The sequence below is a fragment of the Pseudomonas sp. 102515 genome, from assembly GCF_031085165.1.
GTDB lineage: Bacteria > Pseudomonadota > Gammaproteobacteria > Pseudomonadales > Pseudomonadaceae > Chryseomonas.
The window spans coordinates 139,219-166,124 of the sequence record NZ_JAVHTY010000003.1 but is presented as its reverse complement, the minus strand read 5'-3'; the positions used below and the strand labels follow the sequence as shown (position 1 = coordinate 166,124).

Sequence of the window (26,906 nt, the reverse complement as noted above, 5' to 3'; positions counted from 1 at the left end):
TTAACTATTGTGCAGACTTTGTGAGAAGTCCATCACCAAAAGGTATTTTTTACACTCCTCTGCGCAGATTCCGACAAACGTGCAGGGTAGAGCGGCTGTAGGCCTATACCAAACGGCGTTTTTCCGCGGTCAGCAGCAGGTTTCGCGGTGTCAGGCTGACGGGACAGAAGGTCCCCAACGTCACACTGTAACCTTGCTCCTGTAGGAACAGCGCCTGGTCCAGCACCAGCCAGAGCTCCAGCGGGCGCCGGAACAGACCGGGCAGCAGTTCGAGATTACGAACTTCTGCCAGCCGCTGGAAGCCCCGTTGTTCCCAGAGTGGCCAGTCGATCCTGGTAGGAAGCCGCAACGCCTTGCGCCGCGCCAGTTCCGCACCGAAGGCCGAGAAGGGCTGGCGCAGCCAGTGGCTGGGCAGGGGTGGCGTATTGAGATAGGCGTCGCAGCCCCTGATCTCGCGTTGCAGGAGATCGAATCCCAGCCGGCGGGCCATGGACAGGTCTCTGTCCCGCCGTACCCGCTGCCCGCCGGTAACGGTTTCACAGAGGGCCAGGCGCAGGGCTTCCCGGTCCAGGCGCAGCGCCGAGGCCTTGGCCGGCACCGACAGCGGGCCATATGTCGCGGCGGTGATGCGATCATAGCAGCAGGGCGCCAGGGCCAGCTGCTGACAGCCGCGTTCCGCGGTCACCCTGAGCAGCTGGACGTGCAGGTCGCCGCAGGCGTGCAGGGCGACGGGGGTGTCGCGACTGCCGAGCGATTCCCCTGGCAGCGGTTGGAGCACATCGGCCTGATAATGGTGTACAGGGGTTCGAGCCCGGTGGCTGAGCCTTGCGCCTTCCTCGACAAGGGCCGCATCGACCTCCAGGCAGACGGCTGGCGCACCCTGATGGGTCAGGTGCCTGGCGAGGTGGCCCTTGCCCGCGCACCAGTCGACCCAGCGCTGCACGGGTTGCTGGAAATCCAGCGTGCGGGCGAAGGCTTCTATCTGCAGCCATTTGCGTCCGGGCACGTCGACTTCCTGCTTGCCAGGCAGACCGCGGCGGGGTTGCGCCTGGCGTTCGTCGACCTGACCCAGTGCCAGCGAGGCGGCTGCCAACGAGCGGAAGGGTTCAGGTGCATCCAGCAGCTGGGGAGTATTATGGGCCGCCTCGGCCTCTTCCAGACTGCGGGCCCGCAGCCAGCGGGCCAGATCCGGATGGCTCGACTCCCAGGCCAGTTCCCGTTCGACGAAGGGTCTGGGCCGCCACAGGTGCTGATGCCGGGTCAGGAAGAGATCCAGGGCGGTGAAGCGGTCTAGGAAGTCAGCGGCAAGCATGATGGCATTAGGCAATGACGGGATTGGCAGGAAGGCAGGGCCTGGCCACTATTGTCACTTCGCCCGGGCATGCTTGGGTATCGAAATTTCCGGCGCCTGGCTGCGCTGGCTGATCCCTGCTCGATGACGTTCGGACCCTGGCTTCCGGTACCTGAAGATTGCGAGGCCGAGCGGTGACCGTGAGTCAGCTTGATGAATCGATTTATCTCAAAGCCGGACATCTGGTCGTGTCACCACTACTTGTCGCGCTAACATTGTCTGTTCGGTATATCCCAGAAGGAAAATCCTATGAAGCCAACCTCCCCGCACAAGCTGCGTCTAGCGTTCAGATCCCTGCTGAAATCGGACAGCTGCTACCACACGGCGTCCGTCTTCGATCCCATGTCGGCGCGCATCGCCAATGATCTCGGTTTCGAAATGGGCATCCTCGGCGGGTCGGTGGCTTCCCTGCAGGTGCTGGCCGCGCCGGACTTCGCCCTGATCACCCTGAGCGAGTTCGTCGAGCAGGCCACGCGCATCGGTCGGGTCGCCCGGCTGCCCATCATCGCCGACGCCGACCATGGCTACGGCAATGCGCTGAACGTGATGCGCACCATCACCGAGCTCGAACGTGCCGGAGTGGCTGCCCTGACCATCGAGGACACCGTGCTGCCGGCCGGCTATGGCCGCAAGTCCACCGACCTGGTCAGCGTCGAAGAAGGCATCGGCAAGATCAAGGGCGCGCTGGAAGCCCGTATCGACGAAGCCCTGAGCATCTTTGCCCGGACCAACGCCACCGAACTGAGCACCGAGGAAGTCATCTCCCGCACCAAGGCCTACGAGGCAGCGGGTGCGGACGGTATCTGCATGGTCGGCATTCGCGACTTCGCCCACCTGGAAGAGATCACCCAGCACCTGAGCGTGCCGGTGATGCTGGTGACCTACGGCAATCCCCAATTGCGTGACAACGCCCGCCTGGCCAAGGCCGGGGTAAGGGTCGTGGTGAACGGGCATGCCGCCTACTTCGCGGCGATCAAGGCGACCTATGACTGCCTCAGGGAGCAGCGCGACATCACCGCGTCCGACCTGTCCGCGTCGGAACTCTCCACCAAGTACTCGACACTGCAGGAGTATCGAGTCTGGGCGCGGGAATTCATGGACGTGAAGGAGTAACCATCAGGCCGTGCTCAGCGAACTCGGTTGCAGGCCCTTGCTGGGAAAGGGCGTGACGATCTCCAGATCCAGATCGGCCGGCAGGTGCAGGGCGGCGACCCGGGCTTCGACGAAGGCCCGCATTTCCTGACGGAAGCGCTTGGTGGCGAAGCGCTCGGCATTCTGCCGGCACGCCTGCTGGCTGATCGGCGTTTCCAGGGCCTCGAACTGGCGCACGGCGGCGCATAGCGAGGCTACGCTCTGCTCCGGGTAGAAGACGCCGGTGGGATGGGCCGTATCGAGGCCACGCACGGTTTCCAGGACGCCACCCCGGCCATAGGCGATGACGGGGGTACCGCAGGCCTGGGCTTCAATGGGGGTGATGCCGAAATCTTCCTCGGCGGCAAAGACGAAGGCCCGCGCCCGGCGCATGTGGTCCAGCAGGCAGTCGAAGTCCTGGTAGCCCAGCAGGGTGACATTGGGGCCGGCGACTTCCTTGGCCTTCTCGAATTCGGGGCCGGCGCCGATCACCACCAGCTTCTTGTCGGGCATCGAGCTGAAGGCTTCGACGATCATCGGCATGCGCTTGTAGGGCACCATGCGCGACGCCGTGAGATAGAAGTCCTCCTTGCCGCCGCTGGGCGTGAAGCGACTGATGTCGACCGGCGGATAGATGACCTTGGCTTCGCGGCGATAGGCCTTGCTGATGCGCCGGGCGATGAAGTGGGAGTTGGCGACGAAGGCGTCCACACCAGCGGCGGTGCGCTGATCCCAGATCCGTACGTAGTGCAGGATGACCCGCGCCAGCTTGCCCTTGAGGCCGCGGTCGAGACCGGCTTCCTTGAGGTACTGGTGCTGCAGGTCCCAGGCGTAGCGGATGGGCGAGTGGACATAGCTGATGTGCAGCTGGTCCGGACCGGTCAGGACGCCCTTGGCCACCGCATGGCTGCTGGAGATGATCAGGTCGTAGCCGGACAGGTCGAGTTGCTCGATGGCGTGCGGCATCAGCGGCAGGTAGGTCTGGTAGCGCTTCTTGGCCTGGGGCAGGCGCTGGATGAAGGTGGTGGTCGCCCGCTTGCCCTGCAACTGCGCCCGATCCTCGTCCGAGAGGAAGTCGATCACGCTGAACAGGTCCGCCTCCGGCCAGATATCGAGCAGTTCGGCAAGCACGCGTTCGGCGCCAGCAAAGGTTACCAACCAATCGTGAACGATGGCGATTTTCATGTCGTCTTCCTTAAGCGTGAAATGAAATCAAGTGCTGGTGCTGACTCATGGAGTGCCGGTCTTTCTGGTCACTGCATATCCCCAGGGCAGCCGGGTTATCTCGATGCTGTCCGAAGGGCCGTCGAGCGCGTGCAACTTGATGGTTGGGCTTTTTGCAAAGACGGTGTCTGTTGCAGGCATTTCGCAAGAATCGGCGTTATCCGGGCATTCCGCGGTCTCTGCCGAGCCTCCTTGCAGAAGGTGGCATTCAGCGAGCTGAAGGGCGCGCCCGGACGTTCTCGTGTCGTTGTCGAGCGCCAGGGGTACCGAGGAACGGCTCTGGCCTGCCATGGCGTTGCTTGTCTCTTCCATGAGTTCTTGATCGCTGAATTATTGTGCTGTGGTCGTTTCAGGCGGCCCTGGCCGTGGCCTTCGAGGCGGTCGCCAGGGCGCTGTCCAGCAGGTCGGAGACCTTTCTCGCGGAGGTCTGCCAGTTGAAGCGCTGGATGTTGGCCAGGCCCTTGGCGCGGAGCGCTTCTCTGAGCGGTGCGTCCTGGAGGATGGTGCGCATCGCCTGGGTGATGCTGGCCGTCTCGTAGGGGTCGAAGTAGAGGACGCTGTCCTGCAGCACTTCCGGCATGGAGGCGGTATTGGCCGAGATCACCGGGCAGCCGCAGGCCTGGGCTTCGAGGGGCGGGATGCCGAAACCCTCGTAGAGCGACGGAAAGACGAAGGCGGTGGCCTGGCGATACTGGCGCGCCAGTTCGGCATCGTCGATGCGGCCGAGCAGCTTGACCCGCGGATCCCTGGCAGCCAGGGTCGCCAGATCGCTCTGGCCGAACACGGCGTGGCTGTCGCCGACGATGCGCAATTCGACCTTCAGATCCCGCGGTAGGGCGGCGAAGGCTTCCAGCATCCGCGAGAAGTTCTTGTGGTAGCTGGGCGAGGACACCGCCAGCAGATAGGGGATGTCGGCGCTGTCGATCCGCGGCTCCAGGGTGAAGGCGTCGGCGACGGCGTTGGGCACGACCGTGATCGAGTCGCTCGGGTAGCGATAGAAGCGCGAGATCTCGTCCCGGGAGAACTCACTCACGGTGATCAGGGCATTCGAGCGCTTGAGCAGCATGGGGATCAGGCAGCGGTACGAGGTGCGGAATTTCCACGAGTAACTCTCGGGAAAGCGCACGTAGTTGATGTCGTGGTGGGTGGCGATCTGGTTGGTGTAGAGCAGCGGTGCCGTGCTGCACAGCGACAGCAGCAGGGGGCTGCCCTGGCTCTTCAGCCAGTTCGGCAGGTCCCATTGCTCCCAGCGCTGGCCCTGGCGGGTGCCGATGATCTCGATGTTCAGCCGCTTGGCCACGTCGGGCCTGACGACACCGGGCGGCGCGACGAAACGCAGGTCGGATCTCAGCTTCGCCAGCTCCAGCGAGATGCATTCCGCGAAGCGCTGAACGCCGCGAAGATCCTGGGTGATGAAGCGGGAATTGACGATGATCATGATTCTGCCCGTTGCCGTGACCTGGGATGGATCAGTTGGAAAGCTGTGTGTGAGGTACGTGAAGCTGCTTGGCGGAGCCGTGTTGCGCCTTGCCCAGGACGTCCTCGAAAAGCGCCAGGTACTGGTCGAGCATGGTGTCCATGCTCAGCAGATCGGCCACCGCGGTACGACTCAGCAGACTCAGTCGCTGGCGCAGCTCGGCATCGTCGTGCAGGCACTGCAGGGCGCGGCCCAGGGAGTCGCGGTCGTCGGGGTTGCAGAGCAGGCCGTTGACGCCATCGCGGACGATCTCCGGCAGGCCGCCCATGCGGCTGGCGATGACCGGTTTCCGGAAGGCGCAGGCCTCGACGGCGACCATGCCGAAGGGCTCGGCCCACAGCGACGGCGCGACGAAGACGTCGATGCTCCGATAGAAGGCCTCGGGCTTCTGATAGCCGACGAAGTGGACCCTTTGCGGATCGGCCATGGCCTTGAGCTGGGTTTCGTAATCCAGCTGGCCCTTGCCGGCGATGGTCAGGGTCGCGTTGAGCGACAGCCGCTGGAACTGCTCGATCAGCCAGCCCACGCCCTTGTTCTCCGACAGGGTGCCCATGTAGCCGAAGCGGACGACGCCGTCCGGATTGGGGGGCGCGGTCTCGGCATTGCTGCCGGCGATCAGGCTGGCGTTATGGATGACCTGGCGCGGAACGCCGCCGAAGTAGCCCTTGTTGACGATGGTATCCAGCAGGTAGCGACTGACGCCGACGACGGCATCCACCTTGGCGGACTGCTCGGCGTGGGGCCGGCGCAGGGCGGCGCAGCTGCCACAGAGCTTCTGGCAGCTCTGGCCCTTCTTGAACAGGGTGTTCTTCGGGCACAGCAGGTACATGTCGTGCAGCACCTGCACGATGGGAACGCCGCTGGCGCGGATCTCGTCCCAGGCCGCGACCGACCAGCCGGACAGGTTGTGGCACACCACCAGGTCCGGCTTTTCCTGTTGCAGCACCTGGCGCAGGGGCGCCCGCATCGCGCTGTTGTACTGGTCGCGAAAGTGCCAGCCGAAGCGCGCCAGCGGACCGGGACGCTGCTGGGTCAGGGGCCAGTAGAAATTCTTCAGCCCGGCGCGATAGACGCGAACGTCGTTCACCGTCTCCTGCCGCACACCCTGCTCGGGACCGGTCACCAGCACGGCCACGTCGTGACCGCGCTGCTGGAAGCCTTCCACGCTGCGTTGCAGGATGAGCTCCGCGCCACCGCCCACATGGGGCGGATAGAAGCTGTTGAGAAAGAGCAGTTTCATAGCGGATAGCTGCGGTTTATTCCCAGCGCGCCGGTTTCGCCGTCCTGGACCGCCTGCCGGATCAGCGCCAGGCGCTGACGGCTCTTGTCGTCACGGGCGAATAGCTTGAGCAGGGTGTGGAAGACGTAGCGGTTGAGGCTGTACATCGGCCGGGAGCTGGCCCAGACGTTCTTGTCGAACCAGGCCTGGTTGCGCGCGGCGTAGTAGGCACGGAAGTCCGAGCCGGCCTGCAGGTAGTTCTGGTAGACGTTGCTGGTGCCTTCCTTGATGTTCCAGGAATGCTCCAGTTCTTCGAGCTCCGCCTCGGTGACCATGAACAGCTTTCCGCCGGCCTGGGTGATGCGGTAGGTGTACTCGGTGTCATCGGAGTAGAGCACCAACTCGCGCAGGGGCAGGCCGATGCGCTCATAGAGGCTGCGGTGGGCGAGCATGCCGCCATAGGGGGCGAAGGGCAGCTCGACCAAGGCTTCCGGCTGGCCCCCGCGCGGACGGCCCCAGGGCAGGCGGCGCCAGATCTTGTAGGGGATGCGGGCCACGTGGAAGCCGAAGTAGCTCGAACGCGGCTGGGTGATCATCCTGGTCGGGATGCACTGGGCGATGTCGGCCTGCTGGGTCGGCCGGTAGCCGAGCACGGCGACCTTGTCGCGACCGTGGACGGCGCCGAGTTCGTCGAGGCGACGGTGCAGCACGTCGAGGGCATCGCCCAGGGGTGCGTTGTCGTCGTCCATCATCCAGATATGGGTGGTATCGGTGGCCAGGGCCGCTTCCAGGGCCACGGCGTAACCGTTGGCGGAACCGGTGTTCTCGCTCAGGGCGATCACCTTGACCTGACCGGGCCAGCGGGCTTCGAGGCTATCCAGCGACACCGTCGCCGCATTGCTCACCACGACGACCTGGTGAATGGTGCGTTCGGCCAGGGCGCGGGTGACCAGCTGCTCCAGATAGCCGAGGCGATTGCCGTAGGTGACGGTAACGACCGTGGTCTTGCATTGCATGAATAGATTCCTCCAAAGGGCCTTACAGTTCTTGGTCAGGCGCGCAGCCGCTGGTTGACGGTGGCGACTGCCGACAGTTGATCAAGAGCGACGCTGACCCGTTGTTCGCGTTGCAGGATGCGTAGCAGGATGATGGCCCGCTCGTTGCCATCTGCGCTCAGGAACACGGCGTCCATTTCCAGCTCCTGGCTGTACTGCACCCGCACGGTCTCACCGGGCTGATGGCTGGGTGCGGGCTCCGCCAGCGCGGCGAGTCGCTGGCGGATATCGTCGATGATGCCTTCGCTCACGGCCGTCGGCTGGGTGCCGAAACTGACGATCCGATTGACGCCGCGCGTCGAGCGGATGGGGTACCAGTTGTCGTTCACATCGTTGAGCTGGATGAACAGATACCCCGGGAACAGCGACTCGCTGCCGCTCGCACGACTTCTGCCGGAGGCCTTGCGCTCGCGCTGGGGCCGGAAGCAGACATAACCCTGTCTGCTCAGGTTTTCTTCGGCGCGGACTTCCTGATTGGGCTTGGTCTGCACCAGATACCAGTGACCGGCGGGATGGGCGAGCGTCATGGGCGAGTTCCTTCTCTAGGGGCAGTCAGGCGCGGCGGAGCGGCGTATCAGGTACGGGGGCCGTATTCGTAGTAGCCGTAGGCGCCATCGTCCTCGATGGCCATCGAGGCCTTGCGCTGTACGCCGTTGAGGATGGCGCCCTTGATGGTGATACCGTTCTGGGCGAAGCGACGACGGGAGTTCTCCACCGCCTTGAGGGTGCTCTGACCGAAACGGGTGACCAGCAGCGTGGTGCCGGCGAGGCGCCCCACCAGGGCGGCATCGGTCACCGCCAGGATCGGCGGGGTATCGATGATCACCAGGTCGTAGAGGCTGCCCACTTCGTCCAGCAGACGGGAGAAGTTGGCGTGCATCAGCAGCTCCGAGGGATTCGGCGCGGCCTGGCCACAGCTGATGATGTCCAGTTGGGCGATACCGCTCGGCACGATGGTTTCACGCAGCTTGCTGCGACCGGTCAGCAGCTCGGACAGGCCGGCTTGCGGTTGCAGGCCGAACACGCGGTGCAGATAGCCCTTGCGCATGTCGGCGTCGATCAGCAGCACGCGCTGACCCGACTGGGCGACCACGGCCGCGAGGTTGCTGGAGACGAAGGATTTGCCGACGCCCGGGGTCGGGCTGGAAATCATGATCACCCGGTTCTTGGCTTCCAGCATGGCGAAGTGCAGGCTGGATCTCAGGCTGCGCAGGGATTCCACCGCCAGGTTGGCCGGCTGCACCACGCTCAGCAGATTGGGTTCGCCGGTACGGGTCTTCTTCTTCAGGCGACGATTCAGGCGCTCCTGGTCCTTGGTGAAGGGCAGGGTGGAATAGACCGGCAGGCCGATCTGCTCGACGGTGTCCGGATTCTCGATGCCCTTCTGGAAGGCCTGGCGGACGAAGACCACCACCACGGAGGTCACCAGACCCAGCAGCAGCGACAGGATCAGCGCGATCTTGCGGTTGGTGGCCGGCTCGTCGAGGTTGACGTCGGCGTTGTCGACCAGGCGCACGTTGCCGATGGTGCCGGCGCGGATGATGTCCTGTTCCTGGGCCTGGTTCAGCAGCAGCTGATAGGTCTGGTTGGTGACCTTCATGTCGCGGTTCAGGCGCAGCAGTTCCTGCTGGGTGCTGGGCAGGGCTTCCACCTTGCGCTGCAGACTGCGTTTTTCCACTTCCAGCTGGGCGAGCTGGTTCAGCAGGGTCTTGTAGCTGGGGTGATCGCGGGTATAGAGGCGATCGTATTCGGCCTGCTTGAGCTTGAGCTGGGAGATGGAGGTGTCGAGGGTGACGATCTTGTCCAGGACGCCCTTGGTTTCCAGGCTGATGTCCACGGAGCGGCTGTTGGTCTGATAGCTGTTCAGGGCCGCTTCGGCGCTTTCCAGGTCCTTGCGCACCGCCGGCAGTTGGCCGCGCAGGAAGTCCAGGCGCTGGGCGGCTTCCGCCGAGCTGCGTTCGACGTTCTGCATGACGTACAGGCGGCTGATCTCGGACAGGACGCTCTTGGCCAGGTCGGGATTCTCGTCCGCCAGGGACAGGTAGATGATCCCCGACTCCTTGCCGGCTTCGCTGGTCTTGATGCGATTCTGATAGAGCTGCGCGGTGGTGATGACGCGATTGCGGGTGACCTTGAATTCGGTGCCGGGGCGCGCGGTCAGGGTCTTGATCTGCATGCGGTAGCCGTTCCCGGCGGCCATCTGGCCGACCTGGCCGTCGAGCAGGGGCTGCTTGTCCTTGTCCAGCAGGCGATAGCGGCCGTTGCTGCCGGCGACCACCGTCAGGGTCTCGCCGTACATGTCGTCCGGGACGTCGAACTGGAAGACGTCGATCTGCTCGCCGCCCCAGGCGAAGCCACGCAGTTGCGGCCAGCTGTCCGCCAGCTGACCCGGCTTGTCGGCTTCGTAGTGGCGCCACAGGTAGTGGCCGATCAGCGGGAAGAAGCGCGGCTTGGCCTCGATGTCCAGGCGCAGGTTCTCCACGGTCTTGGTCAGCACCGCGCGCGACTTCAGCAGCTCGATCTCGGCCACGGCCGGCGAGGCCGAATTGGGTCGCACCACGGTCTCGGCGACCGCCGTGAGCGCATTCTTCTTGGGTTCGATCTGGATCATCGCCCCGGCGACGTACTGCGGGGTGGACAGCACGGCGTAGGCGATGCCCACGGCCAGAAAGCCCGCGGTGATGCCCGCGATCAGCTTCTTGTGGTCAAGAAGCGTGAGGGCCATCGTCTTGAGATCCAGGTGTTGTTCTTCGTGTTGTTCGAACGAAGAGCGCTGCATGACGGTCATTGGGGTCCCTTCCTTTTAGCTGGATACAGCGCAGCCGGAAAACTGCTCTGTGTAAGTTCAGTAGGTGACGCGTTTGGGGGCGAAGCGTCGGCCGATGTTGAGGGTGATGTTGCTCACCGCCCGCAGGAGCGCCTTGACCTTCTGCGTCGGTGGAATCGAGGACAGCGAAAGACTCAGGACCTGGCGCAGGAAGAAGACATGCAGGTCGCGCTCGCCCAGCCGGTAGTAGTAGTTGGCCAGGCAGTACTGGGTGTGGAGATCCATCTGCAGGCGCTTCTGGCTGGCACGCATGGAAAAGATCCCGCCCTCGTGCACGCGGTAGGCGGCGGGGCGGATCTCATCCATGAACTTGCCCTTGCCGTGGGCACCGAGCAGCGACCACCAGACGATGTCCATGAGCGCGGCGGTTTCCAGCTCCGGCGGCAGTTCCCGCAGGACATTGCGGAAGCAGGCGGTCAGGGTGGACAGCGGTAGCGCCTTCTTCAGGTCGGTTTCGCTGCGATCGTAGTGATCCTGGCCATCGAAACGCTGCGGATTGACGATCCCCTTGCTGTTGAAGGCATAGGAGGCGTGGAAGGTCAGGGCGTAGTCCCGGTTGTTCTCCAGGAAGTCCACCTGCAGCTGCAGCTTGCGCGGATCGTTCCAGTAGTCGTCGCCTTCGCAGTAGGCGATGTAGTCGCCGCGGGCGTGCTGGAACACCGGCATGCCATAGGGCTTGCCCTGGCTGTACTGGTTTTCCTTTTGCAGGATCAGGCGGATCAGCCGGGGGTAGCGGCGCTCGTAGTCCTGGAGGATGTCCCGGGTGCCATCGGTCGAGGCGTCGTCGTTGACGATTATCTCGAAGGGGAAATCGGTCTGCTGGCGCAGGAAGCCGTCGATGGCCTGGCCGATGTAGTCACGATGGTTGAAGGTCAGGCAGACGATGCTGGCGACCGGCCGACTGCAATCCGTCGGCCAGTGCTTCATGATCTCTGCTTCGGTCCGAGCGTCCATGTCAGATACCTGCTTTGTAGAGTTGGGAAAACAGGCGCGAGCGGGTCTGTTTCGGAGAACAGAGCACGTAGCTCAGCGCCATCAGCACCAGGGTCAGGCCACCGCCCAGGGCGAGGGTGGCCAGGATGGCGAACCGCTCCTGCGGTTGAATCTCTTGGTACAGCAGCTTGCTCAGGCCCACGCCGATGGCGGTCACCACCACGGCCACCAGCAGGTCCTGGTTCCAGTAGCGCTGCAGAGTCGGCGCGAAGCGGCCGTGGACGATCATCGGCCAGATCACGAAGGGGATCAGGCGCATGAAGAACCAGGCCAGCGCCGCGCCATAGGCGCCGTAGTGCAGGACCACCAGGATCACGATGGGCACCGAGATGGCCGCGGATACCAGGCTGTACCAGACGTGCAGGCGCAACTTGCCGTAGGCGTACTGCAGGTAGAACTGGAACTGGCTCAGGGCGAGCAGCGCCGAGCCCAGGGCGTACCAGAACAGGATCGGCTCGCTCCAGTGGGCGGAGACCTTGTCGCCGGTCCAGGCGAAGACCAGCGCTTCGCCGTGGAAGGCCACCATGGCCGCCAGCGGCAGCAGGATGGCGAAGGCGAAGCGCGCCGCGTTGCGATAGAGCCGTTCCAGTTCGAGCGGTTTGTCCTGGGACACCAGCACCGTCATGCGCGGCAGCAGCGCCTGTACCAGCGGGTTGGTCAGGGTGACGATGCCGGTGGAGATCAGCGCCACCAGGCTGAAGTAGCCGTACTCGGCCAGGGGCAGCGCCTTGGACAGCACCAGCTTGTCGAGCTGGGTCAGGGCGATCCACAGGATCGAGGTGAAGGACATGCTCAGGGCGAAGGGCACGATGGGCTTCACCCGCTGCCAGTCGAAGCCGCTCCACCAGGTGGGGTTGGGCAGCAGCCGATAGGCCTTGAGCGCATAGACCAGCATCTCGAAGACGGCGACGAAGGCCTGGAACACGAAGAAGTCCAGGGGCTCCTGGGAAATCCACATCACCAGGATCAGGCCGCCGAAGTAGCGCACCGTGGCGATCAGCACATTGACCAGATTCAGCCAGCCGTGCAGCTCGACCCCCTGGACCCCGCTCTTGTACAGCGTCGACAGTAGGCGGAAGGCGATCATCAGCCCCATCAGGCCGATGCAGTGGGCCACAGTCTCCGTGGGCAGGCCCTGGACGTTGAGCCAGTGGCCCGCCATCCAGTCCGAATTCAGCTCGATGGCGACGAAGGCCAGGGTCGCCAGGGGGATGAAGATGAATTCCAGCGAGCGCAGCAGCTGGCCGCGGGTGCGCCCGGCGCCGGTCTGGCCCCGGCCATGGGCGACGTCGCGCACCAGGGAGGCGGAAATGCCGACGTCGAGGAGTTGCAGCCAGGTCTGCAGCACGGCGAAGAAGCCGATCAGACCATAGGTTTCGGCACCCAGATGACCGAGATACATCGGCTGGATCAAGATGCCGATCAGCAGCGCATAGGCTTGGCCGGCATAGTTGATCAGGGTGTTGCGCAACACCGACACTTTCGCGGGACTGGTCATGGGAGATAGCGGGCCAGGATCAAGTTAGGGCAGGAGAGGAGTCGCCGGGAAAATCCCAGCTCGGCAGCAACTGTGCCGGGGTGATGAGTGCCCGCAGGGATTCCATGCTGGTCTTTTTCTGCTGCGCCAGGAGCAGGGTGTCGATCAGCAGGTCCTGGGTCGCCTGCGGCAGGTCCGGATAGAGCGGCACGCAGAGGATGCGGTGACTCAGCTTGCGCGAGACCGGCTTGATCGCCTGGGGCTGCAGGTAATCCAGGGTTTCCAGCGACGGATAGAAGTAGCGGCGCGGATTGATGCCGACGGCGTTCAGGGCCTTCTTGGTGTCCAGCAGACTCGGCTCGTCACGCAGGGCCACCGGGAAGTAGCTGTAGTTCAGCTGGGTGCCGTAGGTGGGGCGCTGCAGGTCGAACGTGCCCTGCAGGCGTCTTTCATAGTGCTGACCGATGACGGCGCGGCGGGCCAGGATGTCTTCCAGCTCGTCGAGGATGCACAGCCCCATGGCCGCGGAGACCTCGTTGAGCTTGGCGTTGATGCCCACGCCTTCGATGCGTTCGGCATCGACGATGCCGAAGTTGATCATGCGGCGGATGCGCTCGGCGAGCTCGTCGTCCTCGGTGATGATCGCACCGCCTTCGATGGTGTGGAACAGCTTGGTGGCGTGGAAGCTGACGGTGGTGATGTCGCCCCACTGCAGTACCGAGCGGCCTTCGAACAGGGTGCCGAAGGCATGGGCGCCGTCGTAGACGACCTTCAGGCCGTGGCGGTTGGCGACCTGCTGCAGGCCGCGCACGTCGCAGGGATTGCCGAACACGTGGGTGGCGACGATGGCCGAGGTGTCATGCTCGATGGCGGCTTCGACGTTGGCCGGATCCAGGTTCCAGGTTTCCGGATGGATGTCGGCGAAGACCGGCCGGATCCCTTCCCAGTGCAGGGTGCTGGTGGTGGCGACGAAGCTGAACGGCGTGGTGATGGCGCTGCCGGTCAGGCCCAGGGCGCGATAGGCGACCTGCAGGGCCAGGGTACCGTTGTTGACCAGGATGATGTTTCTGACGCCCAGATAGTCGCGCAGGCGCTCTTCGAGCTGAGCGTGCAGAGGACCCTGGTTGGTGATCCAGTTGTTGGCGTAGATCTTGTCGATATACGCCTTGAAGCGTTCCTTATCGCCAAGGTAGGGCTTGGTCACATTGATCATGATCCGGTACCTGCTTATCGAGTCCTTGATACGTGTCGGTTCGGTCAAGCGTGTTCGGCGACCGGGCTGGCCGGTCGCCGGAAGGCGGCGCCGGGCTTGTCCAGACGTTCCAGAACCGACTCCAGGGCCTCGCGACTGGCATCGTTGTGGAACTGCCAGACCCCGTAGATGCGTCCGGAAAAGGACGCCTCGCTCCCCAGGCGGGGATCCACTGCCAGTCCCGAGCCCAGGCCGAACAGGTGCAGGCCCTTGAGGCGCTGGCCATGCTGGTCCAGCGGGCTGCCGGCGGCATCGGAGTCCAGACCGCCGCGCAGGGTGCGCAGGGTCAGCGGACGGCCGTCCTGGCAGCGCAGCTCGGGCACGATGGGCTGGTAACCCATGCCCTGTACCAGCAGGGCGGCGCTGTCGAACAGCGCCTGGGCACTGGCGAGTCGTTCGGCGCTGCCATCCAGTTGCAGCGTCCTGACCTTGACCGGGGTACCACCGATGCCCTGGCCGGCAAGGACCTGGCGGCCGATCTCGTGGGCGCGGTAGCGCAATCCGCCGGAGCGATTGACCCGCCTGGAAATGGGGCAGATGTCCTGCAGCGGGTCGAAGGCGTAGCCGGCGGCCAGGGCTTCGGCGGCGGTCTCGTAGAACAGCCGGATCGGTGAGCGATGGACCAGGGTCAGTTCGCGCAGACCATCGTGGTGCAGGGCGCTGGCCAGGTTGTCCAGGGCGGAGAAGGCGCTGTGGGAGCCGCCGACCACGCAGATCGGCCCGCCATCCTTGAGGCGGGCCCGATAGCGCTGGCGCAGGGCTTCGGGTTGCAGGCGCAGCAGGTTGTCGGAGCTGTCGATCGAGGCGCTCTGGGGCAGTTGCAGGCCCATGGCCTGGATGCTCTCCTCGAAGCTGGACCGGGTCTGCTTGCCGCCCAGGTTCAGTACCAGGCTGGAGGTGCGGACGCGGCGGATGGCGCCGGCCTGCTCCAGCCAGACGACATGGCTCGAGCCTTCGCAGGTGACTTCAGTGATGCGCGTCTGGCGCCAGGTGGGGATGCCGTACTGGCGTTCGAGCCAGGGCAGGACCAGGCCGGCGGCCTGCTGGAAGAGCTGGCCGACGATGGGCAGCGCCGGTGCTTCCTGGGCATTCAGCTTGAGGTGGCGAAAGGTCGGGGACGCTTGCAGCGGGGCCAGGATGGGTGCCAGCAGCGGATCGCGCAGGCAGTCCAGAAAGACGTCGCTCACCGAGTTGGCGATGATCTGATAGTCACCCAGCTTGCCGGCACCCAGTTCGCTACCCGCATCGACGATGACGGTGCCGGCCTGGGCGAGTTCCTTCAGGGCGCCACGCTTGATGGCATTGAACAGGAAGCCCAGGCCGGCCGGACCCATGCCGCCAATTAGACATCCTAATGTCGATTCCGACAGGTCATTCCTTGCCATCGGGTCTTCCTCTCTGTGCGCGTTAGGGCGCAATTAACGTTGTTGAAACTGGCTTTCGCAGTGCCCGGCAGTCAGCAAGAAATGCAGCGGATCGTTTTAATCTTTATTGAATTAATGACCGTCTGATGAATGTCGGTCGGTACCGGCGGTAGCCGTTACCGATAACTAATGCTTGGGCGCCGGTACCAGAACTTCGCAAACGTGCACAAGACCATCTGCCTGGCATTTTCAATCTTTTCGGACTAATGCCGGCCTGGAACACAGGGCGCGGGATCGTGCTGAAGTTCACTTGCCTGGGCAGCCATTCGCTTGGCTGTTTTTAGGCAGGATCGAAGTTGAGTAAGCGAAAAGAGTTAAGTCCGGTCCAGGTGACATCCATGTATTCCTGCAGGTACTCGCTGGCATGCTGATCGTCCCTGTCTGTCCAGCGCCTGGGCGTGGCTACCGCACAGGTTTGCCGTGTCTTGGCTGCAACCGGTCCTGTTCGGACATGGCTACCGCACGGGTTTGCACCTGGACAGGATGAACAGAGGGTTATTTACCGATATCAAGACCCGACAACGCAGCAGACAGGAACTTGAGAAGCCATCGGCGAGACGCAGAGGAGGGGGAGGTAATGCTGTCTTCCCTGACCTGTACGGCAGCAGGTCCAGCGCGCAATCCCAGCGCTACTTCGAACCTGTGGCAATGATTGTCAAAAGGGTTTGGACTGTCAACGCAAGGTCCGCGAGGAAGATTTGGTCAGCGAGACGGCTATTGGCGTCGTTGTTATTCGGGAATCGATAAGCAAATGAGGCGTGCTTGGCAAAAAATCGTCCGACCCCGGAGCATTTGGTGAAAGGGGTCGCAAAGTGATTGCTATCAAAGGCGACAAATGTGACGAATATTTTGGCGATTGGTTATCAGAATCGAAGGATTAAGCGGACGGCTGGCGAGTGCTAAAAAATCAGCTTTCCATAATTTTGTATGACTATTGATTCGATTTGTCCGACCAGCCTGCCAGCACGGCAGGGAGCTCGCCCAGGCTGCGAATTTCCGCATCCGGTTTGCCTGGATCCATCCAGGGATGCCGCAAGGGGTTGAACCATACGGCGCGGATGCCCGCACGCTGCGCGCCCTGGACGTCATCCACGGGGTTGTCGCCCACGTGCACGGCGGCGTCGGCGGCGATGCCAGTGAGACGCAGGGCTTCGCGGAAAGGCGTGGGGTCGGGTTTGCCGACGCCCAGCTGCTCGGCATTCAGGGCGAAGCGGAAGTAGTCGGCCAGACCGATGGTCTGGACATCCGCATTGCCATTGGTCAGCACCCCCAGGGTATAGCGATCGGCGAGGCGCTCCAGGGTGGGGTGGACGTCGTCGAACAGGGTGACCTGCTGGCGAGCGGCCAGATAGACCGCGAAGCCCGCTTCGGCCAGCTGGGCGGCCTCGGGTTCGATATAGCCGGCATCGAGCAGCGCCTGATGGATGACGCGACGGCGCATCTCGCTGACCCGGTGCTTGAGACCAGCGTCCTGCTGCAGCAGGCGATCGCGGATCGCCCAGAGGTGCTCGACCGGAACGCTGCCCAGCCGCGGCGCGGAGGCGGCGAACCAGTCGCGCAGCAGGGCTTCGGCGGAGTGGATGACCGGCGCGATTTCCCAAAGGGTGTCGTCGAGGTCGAAGGTCACGAGGCGAATCGTCATCGGCTGGCCTTGCGCTTGGCGCGGGGGTGCGCCTTGTCATAGACCTCGGCGAGTTGGCCGAAGTCCAGGTGGGTGTAGATCTGGGTGGTGGCGATGTCGGCGTGGCCGAGCAACTCCTGCACCGCGCGCAGATCGCCGGAGGCGCTGAGCATGTGGCTGGCGAAGCTGTGCCTGAGCATGTGCGGATGCAGGTGCTGGCCCAGCTCGCGCACGCCGGCCTCGCGCACCCGCAGCTGTACCGCGCGAGGCGTCAGGCGCAGACCGCGCTGACCGATGAACAGGGCGTCGTCCCGCGGTGCGGCCTGGAGCCGGACCTTGAGCCAGCCCTCCAGGGCGTTTCGGGCCTTGCTGCCGATGGGCAGCACCCGCTCCTTGTTGCCCTTGCCGCGTACCTGGACCAGCCCCTGGGCCAGATCCACGTCCGCGAGGTCCAGCCCTACCAGCTCGGCGAGTCGCAGTCCGGAGCTGTAGAAGAGCTCCAGCAGCGCCTGATCACGCAGGCCGAGGAAGTCGTCCTCCACGGCGCCATCGAGCAGCTGCATGGAGCGGTCGACGTCGAGCACCTTGGGCAGGGCCTTCTGTGCCTTGGGGGGCGTGAGTCCATGGGCCGGGTCCTGGCTGCAGTGGCCTTCGCGGATCAGGTAGAGATAGAAGCCGCGGCAGGCCGACAGCAGCCGCGCCAGGCTGCGACTGGAGGCGCCGGCCCGGTGCAGCTGGGCGATCAGGGCGCGCAGGCGGCGACTGTCCAGGCCGCCCCAGTCGCTCAGGCCTTCGGCTTCGACGAAGGTCAGCAGCTTGCGCAGGTCGCGTCGGTAGCCGTCGAGCGTGTGGGGCGAAACCTGGCGCTCCAGGCGCAGGTGGTCGAGATAGGCATCGAGCTGGACCTGCATGCTCCGCTCCCGGGCTCAGCGCACCGTACGCAAGGGGACGGGAAAGCGCGGCAGTACCCGCGCCAGGACTTCCGCCACGTGGCTCAGGAACAGCGTGCCCAGGCTGCTGCGATAGTGCTGGGGATCGGGGCTGCCGATCGCCAGGACGCCATGCAGGCCCTGGTGGGAGAGGGCGGCGACGGCCGCGGAGCCGACCTCTTCCTTGGCCGAGTCGCCGAACAGGAAGGCCAGTTCGTGGGCGCGCAGGACACCGCTGGTGGTCTTCTCGCCGCCCAGCAGGCCGCCGATCACCTTTTGTGCCTCGGCAGGCGTGACGCTGCGGCCGACCGGCAGGGGATGCTCGTGGAACAGGATTAGGCCGACGTAGGGCACCTTGAATTCATGGCGCAGGCTGTCCTCGACGGTGCCTATCACCTCTTCGAGGCTGTTGGCGTCGAGCAGGCCGATGATCAGCCGACGGGTCTTGTCGAACAGCCGGTCGTTGTCCCGCGCTACGTCCATCAGGTGGGTCAGGCGATGGCGCATCTCGCCATTGCGATCGCGCAGCAGACCCAGTTGCCGTTCGACCAGGGAGATGGCGGTACCCCGCTGATGGGGCACGCGCATCTCCGCCAGCAGCTCTTCGCGATCGGCGAAGAAGTGCGGATGGTCCAGCAGCCAGTCGGCGACCTGGTCCGCGGTCAGTTCGGGGATGTCGCTCATACTCTTACCTGGCCTTCGTAGACGCGGGTGGCCGGACCGGTCATGAGTACCGATTGACCGACGCCGTCCCACTCGATGTTGAGCAGGCCGCCCGGCAATTCGATGCTGACCGGCGATTTCAGCCAGCCCTGGCGGATACCGGCCACCGCGGCGGCGCAGGCGCCGGTGCCGCAGGCGCGGGTCTCGCCGACGCCGCGTTCCCAGACCCGCAGACGGGCGCGCTGGGCGTCGATGATCTGCAGGAAGCCGATGTTGGCCTTTTGCGGAAAGCGCGGATGGCATTCCAGCTTGGGCCCGAGGGTGAGTACCGGCGCCTGGTCGACATCGGCGACCCGCAGCACGCCATGGGGATTGCCCATGGAGACCACCGCCAGCTCGACCGTCTCGCCCTCGACCTGGACGGCATGACTCAGGGTCTCCGTCTCGGCGATGAAGGGGATCTCGGCCGCCTGCAGGCGCGGTGCGCCCATGTCGACGCGGACCTGGCCGTCGCTCTTGAGCAGCAGCTCGATGATGCCGCCGCGGGTTTCGACGCGGATCTGCTTCTTGACCGTCAGGCGCTTGTCGAAGACGAAGCGGGCGAAGCAGCGGGCGCCATTGCCGCACTGTTCGACTTCGGAGCCATCGGCGTTGAAGATGCGATAGCGAAAGTCCACGTCCGGGGTGCTGGGGGTCTCGACGATCAGCAGCTGGTCGAAGCCGACACCGGTCTTGCGGTCACCCCACAGGCGAACGTGCTTGGGCTGGATGTGCGCGTGCTGGCTGATCAGGTCGAGGACCATGAAGTCGTTGCCCAGACCGTGCATCTTGGTGAAGCGCAGTTGCATGGATCTCCCCTCAGGCCGGCAGCCGGCTCTCGCCTGCGAAGAGTTCTTCCAGCGTCTCGCGCCGACGGACCAGGTGCGCCTGGTCGCCATCCACCATCACCTCGGCCGCACGGCCACGGGTGTTGTAGTTGGAACTCATGGTGAAGCCATAGGCCCCGGCGGAGCGGATGGCCAGCAGATCGCCTTCGGCCAGGACCAGCTCGCGGTCCTTGGCGAGGAAGTCGCCGGTCTCGCAGATGGGGCCGACCAGGTCGTAGCGGCGGGCTTGGCCCTGGCGCGCGGCCACCGGCTCCACCGCCATCCAGGCCTGGTACAGCGCCGGACGGATCAGGTCGTTCATCGCCGCGTCGACGATGGCGAAATCCTTGTGGGCGGTGTGCTTGAGGTATTCCACGCGGGTCAGCAGGATGCCGGCGTTGGCGACGATGAAGCGGCCGGGTTCGAACACCAGGGTCAGGTTGCGCCCGGCGATGCGTTCGCGGATGGCCTGGATGTAGTCGCCGGCCAGCGGCGGCTGCTCGTCGCGATAGCGCACGCCCAGGCCACCGCCGAGGTCCAGGTGGCGCAGGACGATACCGCGCTCGGCGAGGCGATCGATCAGCGCCAGCAGGCGGTCGAGGGCGTCGAGGAAGGGCGGCAGGGTGGTGAGCTGGGAGCCGATGTGGCAGTCCACCCCGAGGATGTGCAGATTCGGCAGCTCGGCGGCGCGGGCGTAGACCGCCTCGGCGTCGGCGATGTCGATGCCGAACTTGTTTTCCTTGAGGCCGGTGGAGATGTAGGGGTGGGTACCGGCGTCGACGTCGGGGTTGACCCGTAGCGAGATCGGCGCGACCACACCCCGCTCCGCGGCCACCTGTTGCAGCCGCTCCAGCTCGTCGGTGGATTCGACGTTGAAGCAGTGCACGCCCACTTCCAGGGCGCGGTGCATGTCGTCACGGGCCTTGCCGACCCCGGAGAACACGACCCGGTGCGGATCGCCACCGGCGGCCAGGACGCGCTCCAGTTCGCCGCGGGAAACGATGTCGAAGCCGGCGCCGAGGCGGGCCAGGACATTGAGCACGCCGAGGTTGGAGTTGGCCTTGACGGCAAAGCAGACCAGGTGTGGCAGACCGGCCAGCGCATCGGTATAGGCGCGGTACTGGCCCTCGATGTGCGCTCGCGAATAGACGTAGGCGGGGGTGCCGAATTCCTGCGCCACGGCGCTCAGGGCTACCCCTTCCGCATGCAGTTCACCTGCACGGACAGCGAAGACTTCCATGGTGGCTCCTTAGAACACGTCGTGGCGGTGTTCTTTGGCGGCTTTCTGGTCGTCGGGCAGGTACAGCGGGCCTTTCTGACCGCAGCCGGCCAGCAGGCAGGCGCAGGCGATGAAGAGGAGAGACAGGCGCTTCATGACGCTAAACCTTTATTCAGGCGAATATTGCCCGGAGTATAACGGGGTTGAGCGACTCTTTGACACGCCCGGATGGCTGAAGCGCAGCTGCCGGCAGCAGCCGCGACTGGACGTCATGTGGGCGGCCCGCTACCGTGCGGCGATTCTTTCCCTTCTTTCGAGGATCGCCATGAGCCGGCTCAGCGAAGCGCAATTCCATCACCTCGTCGACCAGACCCAGCGCCAGGTCGAAGATGCCTATGACGACAGCGGGCTGGACCTCGATCTGGAAAATGCCGGCGGCGTGCTGACGATCAAGTTCGACAACGGCAGCCAGGTCATTCTCAGCCGCCAGCCGCCGCTGGTGCAGCTCTGGGTGGCGGCGCGTTCGGGTGGCTATCACTTCGACTGGGATGGCCAGAGCTGGATCTGCGACACCTCGTCCGAGACCCTCGGCGCGCTGCTGGTGCGGGTGACCCTGGAGCAGACCGGCGAGAGCGTGGCCCTGCCCGGGCTGTAACGACCTGTGGTCGGTGCGGCTTGACCTCTGCCGCGACCCCTGTGCTAGCGTGACCTAACGGCGCCTTTCGAGCGCCGTTTTCTTTTGCCGCCCGTGTCGCGGCTTCCCACTGGGCGTCTGTTGCCCGTCATCCCGTTGGTCCGCCGCTGCTCGCGGCAGGGGCCGCGTCGTCTTGTCCTCCAGGAGTCCGCCATGCGCCATGCATCGCCCATCACCGTTTCCGCCGTCGACCTGCCCCGTCTCGAAAGGCTGCTCGACGCCCTGCCCGAATTCGGGCCCGTGGCCGAGGCCCTGGACGAGGAACTGTCCCAGGCCCGGGTGGTGGCGCCCGAGGAGATCGGCGCGGTGGTCACCATGAATTCGCGCGTACGCTGCCGCGAGACCGATACCGGCAAGGAGTACCAGGTGGTGCTGGTCTATCCGGAGGACGCCGGTGGCGAGGGCCGGGTCTCGGTGCTGGCGCCGGCCGGCAGCGCGCTGCTCGGGGCGACGCCCGGCGAGCACCTCAGCTGGCCGGTGCCCGGCGGCAAGGAGCAGCAGGTGGAGCTGCTGGCGCTGGAGCCGGCCGAGGCCTAGTCGTCCGCGACCTCGGGCAGGTCCGGCAGGGCCCGTAACAGGCGCTCGTAGTGGGCGCCGTCGAAGGGACGGTCGGCGTCGAGCATGGCTGCGATCTCGCAGGACAGCGCCTGGGCCATCAGCAGCACCGCTTCCTCGCGGTCATAGCCGACCAGGGTCAGCTTGTTGAGTACGGCCTGGACATAGTCCGGCTCGCCGGCGGCGAGCTGATTCTCCACCGCTTCGATCAGATGGGAGGACACGAAGGATTCTTCGTCATCGGCGTGGTCAATCATGTCTGGATACCTTTTGTTACAGTGCGACCCCTGATTCTGGCCTGGAGTCTTCTCGATGATCACCTGCTATCGCCTATCCGCCGACGAGCTGGTCGCGCAGCCCTTGTCGCCGGGAGACCCGCTGCCCGCGGATCTGCTCTGGGTCGATCTGCTCGATCCCAGTGAGGCGGAAGAGCGCTATCTGGAGCAGGCGCTGGCGATGGACATCCCCACCCGGGAAGAAATCGCCGAGATCGAGGAATCCTCGCGACTCTATCAGACCGACCAGGCCCTGCACCTGACCACCACGGTGGTCAGCGGCTTCAGCGAGCATCAGCCGCAGGCCTCGGTGGTCAATTTCGTGCTGACGCCCGAGTGGCTGGTGACGGTGCGCTACGCCGAACTGGCCGCCTTCAAGACCTTTCTCGGCAAGGCCCAGCAGCAGGCGAGCCAGCACTGTCGCAGCGATGTCATCTTCGCCTCGCTGCTGGACAGCCTGGTGGACCGCGTGGCCGACATCCTCGAATCGGTGCAGGCGCACCTCAATCGCCTGGCCAAGGCGGTGTTTCGCGAACCCCTGGATCCCCATCAGGAAAACCAGCAGCCCAAGACCGATCTGCAATCCATCGTCAAGCAGCTGGGTCGCAGCAACCAGCTGCTGGCCCAGCTCAGCGAGAGTCTGCTGGGCATCAATCGCATCGTCTCCTACCTGCGGCGAGCGGGGGCGACCTGGATCTCCGGTACGGCCAAGACCTGGTTCAAGACGCTGGAACGCGACGTCCGCTCGCTGAGCGACTACCAGACCAAGATGAACGGCGAGATCGGCTTTCTGCTCGACGCCACCCTGGGGCTGATCAGCGTGGAGCAGAACAACATCGTCAAGGTGTTCACCATCGCCTCGGTGCTGTTCCTGCCACCGACCCTGGTGGGCACCATCTACGGCATGAACTTCAAGGTCATGCCGGAGCTGGACTGGCGTTTCGGCTATCCGCTGGCGCTGGGCGCCATGGTGGTCTCGGCGCTGATTCCCTATGCCTGGTTCAAGTTTCGCCGCTGGCTGTAGCCGGCGGCATCCATCGCATCTCGAGGAGGCAAATCTATGCGTATCGGATTCATCGGCCTGGGTGGCATGGGCCAGGGCATGGCCGCCAATCTGCTCAAGGCCGGGCATGAGGTGGTGGTCTGGAATCGCTCCCCGGAGCCGGTCCAGACCCTGGTCGAGCAGGGCGCCCGCGCGGCGGCGACGCCGGCGGAGGCCTTCGACGTGGAGGTGGTCTTCAGCATCCTGGCCAATGACGCCGCCACCCGCGAGGTGATCCTCGACAGTGGCGCCCTGCAACGGGCGCGGGCCGGACTGATCCACGTCAGCATGGCCACCCTGTCGGTGGCCCTGGTCGACGAACTGGTCGTGCGCCATGCCGAGGCCGGCGTGGGCTATGTGGCGGCGCCGGTGTTCGGGCGCACCGACGTGGCCGCCAGTGGCCAGCTCAACATCGTGGTGGCGGGGGACCCGCAGGCGATCGCGCGTGTCCAGCCGCTGCTCGATGTGCTGGGGCGCAAGACCTGGCCGGTGGGCGCGGCGCCGCGGCAGGCCAATGTGGTCAAGATCGCCGGCAACTTCATGATCGCCAGCGCCATCGAGACCATGGGCGAGAGCACCGCTCTGGCACGCAGCTATGGCGTGGAGCCGGCGGCGCTGCTGGAGATCCTCACCAGCACCCTGTTCGCCGCGCCGGTGTACCAGAACTATGGTCGCCTGCTGACCGAGCGACAGTTCTCGCCCGCGGCCTTCAAGCTCAGCCTGGGGCTCAAGGACGTCGGCCTGGCCCTGGCGGCCGGTCAGGAGAAGGCGGTGCCGCTACCCTTCGCCAGCGTCCTGAGAGACAACCTGCTGGAGGCCGTCGCCCAGGGCGAGGGCGATCTGGACTGGGTCGCGCTGGGGCAGCGGTCCCACAAAAAGGCCGGCCTCGACTGAGAGCCTGCTCAAAGTCTGCTGCGCGTCGGCCAAACTACGTTGAAAAGGCCTTCGGAATGCTCATTTACCACTCGTAAACTCCGCTTCCTCAGGCCTTTTCGCCTTGTTTGGCTCTAGCTCGCGAGCCTTTGAATAGGCTCTCGCGGCTACTTGCAGGCGGTGCCCAGCGCCGCCAGCGACAGTGGGTAGAACTGCAGGTTGTAGCCGGAGGTCTTGGCCTGGCTGCAGCGCTTGGTGCTGTAGAGACCGTAGTCGATGATCATCACCGGCTTCTTCTGGGTGCGGAAGTAGCTGTAGGCGTTGCACTCGGCGTAGTCGTAGCAGCTCTCGTTGAGGGCGAAGTCGAACTTGGTGTAGAGGCTCGGCACCAGGTCAACGGCATTCTTCAGGCCCACCAGCAGACTGCGCTTGTGTGCCTCGTCGGCCAGCCAGTTGAGAAAGTCCAGCTGCTGGGCCTTGGTCAGCTTGAGGCCGTTGGGATTGCTGAAGCCGTCGACGTTGTCCGGGTCCACGCCCTGGCAGCCCTTCTGCACCGCCAGGTCCAGGCGCTTGGCCAGCAATACGCGGACGTCGGCGCGGCGGATGTCCAGCCAGCGTTCGCCCGGCCAGGCGTCCAGCGCCTTGCCCAGGGCCGCCTTGGGATAGAGGGCGGCATCGGGTCGCCAGTCTTCCCAGGTGCCGGCGCTGAAATAGCAGATCACCGTCTTCCCATTGCCCTTCAGGTTGGCGATCACCGCCTTGCTGGTGTCATAGAGGTCGATGTCGTAGAGGGTACGATTGGGCTTTTGCAGCACGCCGTTCAGCTGGACATGCCAGGTGAGCGTCTGTGGCAGCGGCGGCGGCAGGGCGGCCTGGCTGGAAGCCGCGGCGAACATTCCGCAAAGCAGGATGGAACAGGCTGAAGGGCGCATGAGGCTTGACTCGAACGGCTGGTCAAGTCTCCAGTATCGGCTGCCCGGTCGCCGTCCTGAGCGCCAGTCGTCGTACCTATCAACGGCTGGTCGGCCATCGTCTGACGGGCTTTCAAGTCCCTTTCCGCAGAGAGCCCTGGCCTAGAGCCCTTGCCGTCGGATCAGGCGCCTGCTGGACGGTGGAATGAGCACTTGCGCCCGTTCGCGCTGCCGATGAGCGGCAGGGGTAGGGTCTTCGGCCGGCGGCCTGCTCGCCCGCCCCGCCAAGGGGTGAGCGAGAAGCGCAGTGACGGGGTTAGCGCTGGCCCAGCAGCGCGCGACCGCGTTGCACGGCGGCGCGGACCTGGGCCGGAGCGGTACCGCCGATATGGTCGCGGGCGTTGACCGAGCCTTCCAGGGTCAGGACGGCGAAGACGTCCCGCTCGATCTGGTCGCTGAAACGACGCAGTTCATCCAGGCTCATCTCGGCCAGGTCCTTGCCGCTGTCCACACCGTACTTCACCGCATGGCCGACGATCTCGTGGCAGTCGCGGAAGGGCAGGCCCTTGCGCACCAGGTAGTCGGCGAGGTCGGTGGCGGTGGAGAAGCCGCGGCGCGCTGCCTCGCGCATGATCTCGCGCTTGGGCTTGATGGCCGGGACCATGTCGGCGAAGGCGCGCAGGGAATCGCGCAGGGTGTCGGCGGCGTCGAACAGCGGTTCCTTGTCTTCCTGGTTGTCCTTGTTGTAGGCCAGCGGCTGGCCCTTCATCAGGGTCAGCAGGCCGGTGAGGGCGCCGAACACGCGGCCGGTCTTGCCCCGGACCAGCTCGGGCACATCGGGATTCTTCTTCTGCGGCATGATCGAGGAGCCGGTGCAGAAGCGATCTGGGAGGTCGATGAACTGGAACTGGGCGCTGGTCCAGAGCACCAGCTCTTCGGAAAAGCGCGACAGGTGCATCATCGCCAGGGAGGCCGCGGCGCAGAACTCGATGGCGAAGTCGCGATCCGAGACGCCATCCAGGGAATTGCCGCCGATGGCTTCGAAGCCCAGCAGTTCGCAGGTGACCTGGCGCTGGATGGGGTAGGTGGTGCCGGCCAGTGCGGCGCTGCCCAGGGGCATGCGGTTGACGCGCTTGCGGCAGTCGACCAGGCGCTCATGGTCGCGGGAGAGCATTTCGAACCAGGCCAGCAGGTGGTGGCCGAAGGTCACCGGCTGGGCGGTCTGCAGATGGGTGAAGCCGGGCATGATGGTGTCGGCTTCGGTCTCGGCCAGTTGCAGCAGGCCTTCCTGCAGGCGATTCAACTCGACGAGGATGGCGTCGATCTCGTCGCGCAGCCACAGGCGGATGTCGGTGGCCACCTGGTCATTGCGGCTACGCCCGGTGTGCAGCTTCTTGCCGACCACGCCCAGGCGCTCGGTCAGGCGCGCCTCGATGTTCATGTGCACGTCTTCCAGGTCGACGCGCCACTCGAAGGTACCGGCCTCGATCTCGCCGCGGATCTCGTCCAGCCCGGCGACGATGGCGTCGCGCTCGGCTTCGCTGAGCACCCCGGCCTGGGTCAGCATGCGCGCATGGGCCTGGCTGCCGAGGATGTCGTGGCGGTAGAGGCGCTTGTCGAAGTCCACCGAGGCGGTGAAGCGGGCGACGAAGGCGTCGACGGGTTCGCTGAAGCGTCCGCCCCAGGACTGGTTGGTTTTTTCGCTGCTCATGGATCGGCCTGCTGCTGGGCTTGTCGGTAAGGGTAGGAGAAGGCCGATGATAGCAGTCCTGCGCGGGTTCCGGCCCGAATCAGCGGAGCCGACTTGCCGACGAGTGGTATCTGACCC

25 protein-coding genes are annotated in these 26,906 nt (G+C 64.9%); 5 read left to right on the top strand and 20 right to left on the bottom strand.

Annotation, left to right across the window (positions count from 1 at the left end; all coding sequences use genetic code 11):
- Positions 1–103 precede the first annotated feature (103 nt).
- Positions 104–1,312 (bottom strand): methyltransferase, encoded by a 1,209-nt coding sequence (locus RCF34_RS12130; protein ID WP_308708392.1) that lies wholly within the window; start codon positions 1,310–1,312, stop codon positions 104–106.
- 288 nt (positions 1,313–1,600) lie between these two features.
- Here RCF34_RS12130 and RCF34_RS12125 point away from each other — a divergent pair, with 288 nt between their 5' ends.
- Entirely contained in the window at positions 1,601–2,464 is an 864-nt protein-coding gene (locus RCF34_RS12125; RefSeq protein WP_308708391.1) for an oxaloacetate decarboxylase, read from the top strand.
- A gap of 3 nt (positions 2,465–2,467) precedes the next feature.
- On the opposite strand, the gene RCF34_RS12120 is transcribed toward RCF34_RS12125, so the two are convergent.
- From RCF34_RS12120 to RCF34_RS12045, 16 genes are all read right to left on the bottom strand, one after another.
- Positions 2,468–3,667 carry a glycosyltransferase family 4 protein gene (locus tag RCF34_RS12120; RefSeq protein ID WP_308708390.1) on the bottom strand — a complete coding sequence of 400 codons (1,200 nt, stop codon included), beginning with the start codon at positions 3,665–3,667 and terminating at the stop codon, positions 2,468–2,470.
- 388 nt (positions 3,668–4,055) lie between these two features.
- On the bottom strand, positions 4,056–5,144 hold the full coding sequence (locus RCF34_RS12115; protein WP_308708389.1) for a glycosyltransferase family 1 protein: 1,089 nt from the start codon (positions 5,142–5,144) through the stop codon (positions 4,056–4,058).
- 31 nt (positions 5,145–5,175) lie between these two features.
- Positions 5,176–6,423 (bottom strand): glycosyltransferase family 4 protein, encoded by a 1,248-nt coding sequence (locus RCF34_RS12110; RefSeq protein ID WP_308708388.1) that lies wholly within the window; start codon positions 6,421–6,423, stop codon positions 5,176–5,178.
- Positions 6,420–7,418, bottom strand: coding sequence for a glycosyltransferase (locus RCF34_RS12105; RefSeq protein ID WP_308708387.1), 999 nt, complete (start codon positions 7,416–7,418; stop codon positions 6,420–6,422). The genes RCF34_RS12110 and RCF34_RS12105 overlap by 4 nt, the downstream gene beginning before the upstream one ends.
- Before the next feature lie 35 nt (positions 7,419–7,453).
- Positions 7,454–7,984 (bottom strand): transcription/translation regulatory transformer protein RfaH, encoded by a 531-nt coding sequence (gene rfaH / locus RCF34_RS12100; protein ID WP_133860432.1) that lies wholly within the window; start codon positions 7,982–7,984, stop codon positions 7,454–7,456.
- Between the two features lie 47 nt (positions 7,985–8,031).
- Positions 8,032–10,245: a polysaccharide biosynthesis tyrosine autokinase gene (locus RCF34_RS12095; protein WP_308708386.1), complete on the bottom strand. Its 2,214-nt coding sequence runs from the start codon at positions 10,243–10,245 to the stop codon at positions 8,032–8,034.
- Positions 10,246–10,302: 57 nt separating this feature from the next.
- Positions 10,303–11,238 carry a glycosyltransferase gene (locus tag RCF34_RS12090; RefSeq protein WP_308708385.1) on the bottom strand — a complete coding sequence of 312 codons (936 nt, stop codon included), beginning with the start codon at positions 11,236–11,238 and terminating at the stop codon, positions 10,303–10,305.
- 1 nt (position 11,239) lies between these two features.
- Positions 11,240–12,775: an oligosaccharide flippase family protein gene (locus tag RCF34_RS12085; protein ID WP_308708384.1), complete on the bottom strand. Its 1,536-nt coding sequence runs from the start codon at positions 12,773–12,775 to the stop codon at positions 11,240–11,242.
- A 19-nt stretch (positions 12,776–12,794) separates the two neighbouring features.
- Positions 12,795–13,967, bottom strand: coding sequence for a DegT/DnrJ/EryC1/StrS family aminotransferase (locus RCF34_RS12080; RefSeq protein ID WP_308708383.1), 1,173 nt, complete (start codon positions 13,965–13,967; stop codon positions 12,795–12,797).
- A gap of 44 nt (positions 13,968–14,011) precedes the next feature.
- Entirely contained in the window at positions 14,012–15,340 is a 1,329-nt protein-coding gene (locus RCF34_RS12075; protein ID WP_308708382.1) for a pyridine nucleotide-disulfide oxidoreductase, read from the bottom strand.
- 1,021 nt (positions 15,341–16,361) lie between these two features.
- Entirely contained in the window at positions 16,362–17,072 is a 711-nt protein-coding gene (locus RCF34_RS12070; protein WP_308708381.1) for an HAD family hydrolase, read from the bottom strand.
- Positions 17,069–17,962 carry a tyrosine recombinase XerC gene (gene xerC, locus RCF34_RS12065; protein ID WP_308708380.1) on the bottom strand — a complete coding sequence of 298 codons (894 nt, stop codon included), beginning with the start codon at positions 17,960–17,962 and terminating at the stop codon, positions 17,069–17,071. Before xerC ends, RCF34_RS12070 begins: the two co-directional genes overlap by 4 nt.
- Before the next feature lie 15 nt (positions 17,963–17,977).
- Positions 17,978–18,664, bottom strand: a complete 687-nt coding sequence (locus RCF34_RS12060; protein ID WP_308708379.1) for a DUF484 family protein — start codon at positions 18,662–18,664, stop codon at positions 17,978–17,980.
- The gene (dapF, locus tag RCF34_RS12055) at positions 18,661–19,491 is read right to left on the bottom strand and encodes a diaminopimelate epimerase (RefSeq protein WP_308708378.1); all 831 of its coding nucleotides are present in this window, start codon (positions 19,489–19,491) and stop codon (positions 18,661–18,663) included. Before dapF ends, RCF34_RS12060 begins: the two co-directional genes overlap by 4 nt.
- 10 nt (positions 19,492–19,501) lie before the next feature.
- On the bottom strand, positions 19,502–20,749 hold the full coding sequence (lysA, locus tag RCF34_RS12050; RefSeq protein WP_308708377.1) for a diaminopimelate decarboxylase: 1,248 nt from the start codon (positions 20,747–20,749) through the stop codon (positions 19,502–19,504).
- 9 nt (positions 20,750–20,758) lie between these two features.
- A complete protein-coding gene (locus RCF34_RS12045) occupies positions 20,759–20,884 on the bottom strand; it encodes a lipoprotein (protein ID WP_007161378.1) in 126 nt (41 codons plus the stop codon).
- Between the two features lie 169 nt (positions 20,885–21,053).
- Between RCF34_RS12045 and cyaY the strand changes: the two genes are divergently transcribed.
- Positions 21,054–21,383: an iron donor protein CyaY gene (gene cyaY / locus RCF34_RS12040; protein WP_059316577.1), complete on the top strand. Its 330-nt coding sequence runs from the start codon at positions 21,054–21,056 to the stop codon at positions 21,381–21,383.
- Positions 21,384–21,575: 192 nt separating this feature from the next.
- Complete coding sequence (gene rnk, locus RCF34_RS12035; protein ID WP_308708376.1) at positions 21,576–21,959, top strand: nucleoside diphosphate kinase regulator; 384 nt, start codon at positions 21,576–21,578, stop codon at positions 21,957–21,959.
- Here rnk and RCF34_RS12030 read toward each other — a convergent pair.
- Positions 21,956–22,234 carry a hypothetical protein gene (locus tag RCF34_RS12030; RefSeq protein ID WP_308708375.1) on the bottom strand — a complete coding sequence of 93 codons (279 nt, stop codon included), beginning with the start codon at positions 22,232–22,234 and terminating at the stop codon, positions 21,956–21,958. The genes rnk and RCF34_RS12030 overlap by 4 nt on opposite strands.
- 55 nt (positions 22,235–22,289) lie before the next feature.
- Between RCF34_RS12030 and RCF34_RS12025 the strand changes: the two genes are divergently transcribed.
- Both RCF34_RS12025 and RCF34_RS12020 read left to right on the top strand, forming a co-directional pair.
- Positions 22,290–23,276: a magnesium transporter CorA family protein gene (locus RCF34_RS12025; RefSeq protein ID WP_308708374.1), complete on the top strand. Its 987-nt coding sequence runs from the start codon at positions 22,290–22,292 to the stop codon at positions 23,274–23,276.
- A 36-nt stretch (positions 23,277–23,312) separates the two neighbouring features.
- Entirely contained in the window at positions 23,313–24,188 is an 876-nt protein-coding gene (locus RCF34_RS12020; protein ID WP_308708372.1) for an NAD(P)-dependent oxidoreductase, read from the top strand.
- Between the two features lie 146 nt (positions 24,189–24,334).
- On the opposite strand, the gene RCF34_RS12015 is transcribed toward RCF34_RS12020, so the two are convergent.
- The gene (locus tag RCF34_RS12015; RefSeq protein WP_271653329.1) at positions 24,335–25,063 is read right to left on the bottom strand and encodes an endo alpha-1,4 polygalactosaminidase; all 729 of its coding nucleotides are present in this window, start codon (positions 25,061–25,063) and stop codon (positions 24,335–24,337) included.
- Positions 25,064–25,394: 331 nt separating this feature from the next.
- A complete protein-coding gene (argH, locus tag RCF34_RS12010; RefSeq protein WP_308708371.1) occupies positions 25,395–26,789 on the bottom strand; it encodes an argininosuccinate lyase in 1,395 nt (464 codons plus the stop codon).
- Between the last annotated feature and the right edge of the window lie 117 nt (positions 26,790–26,906).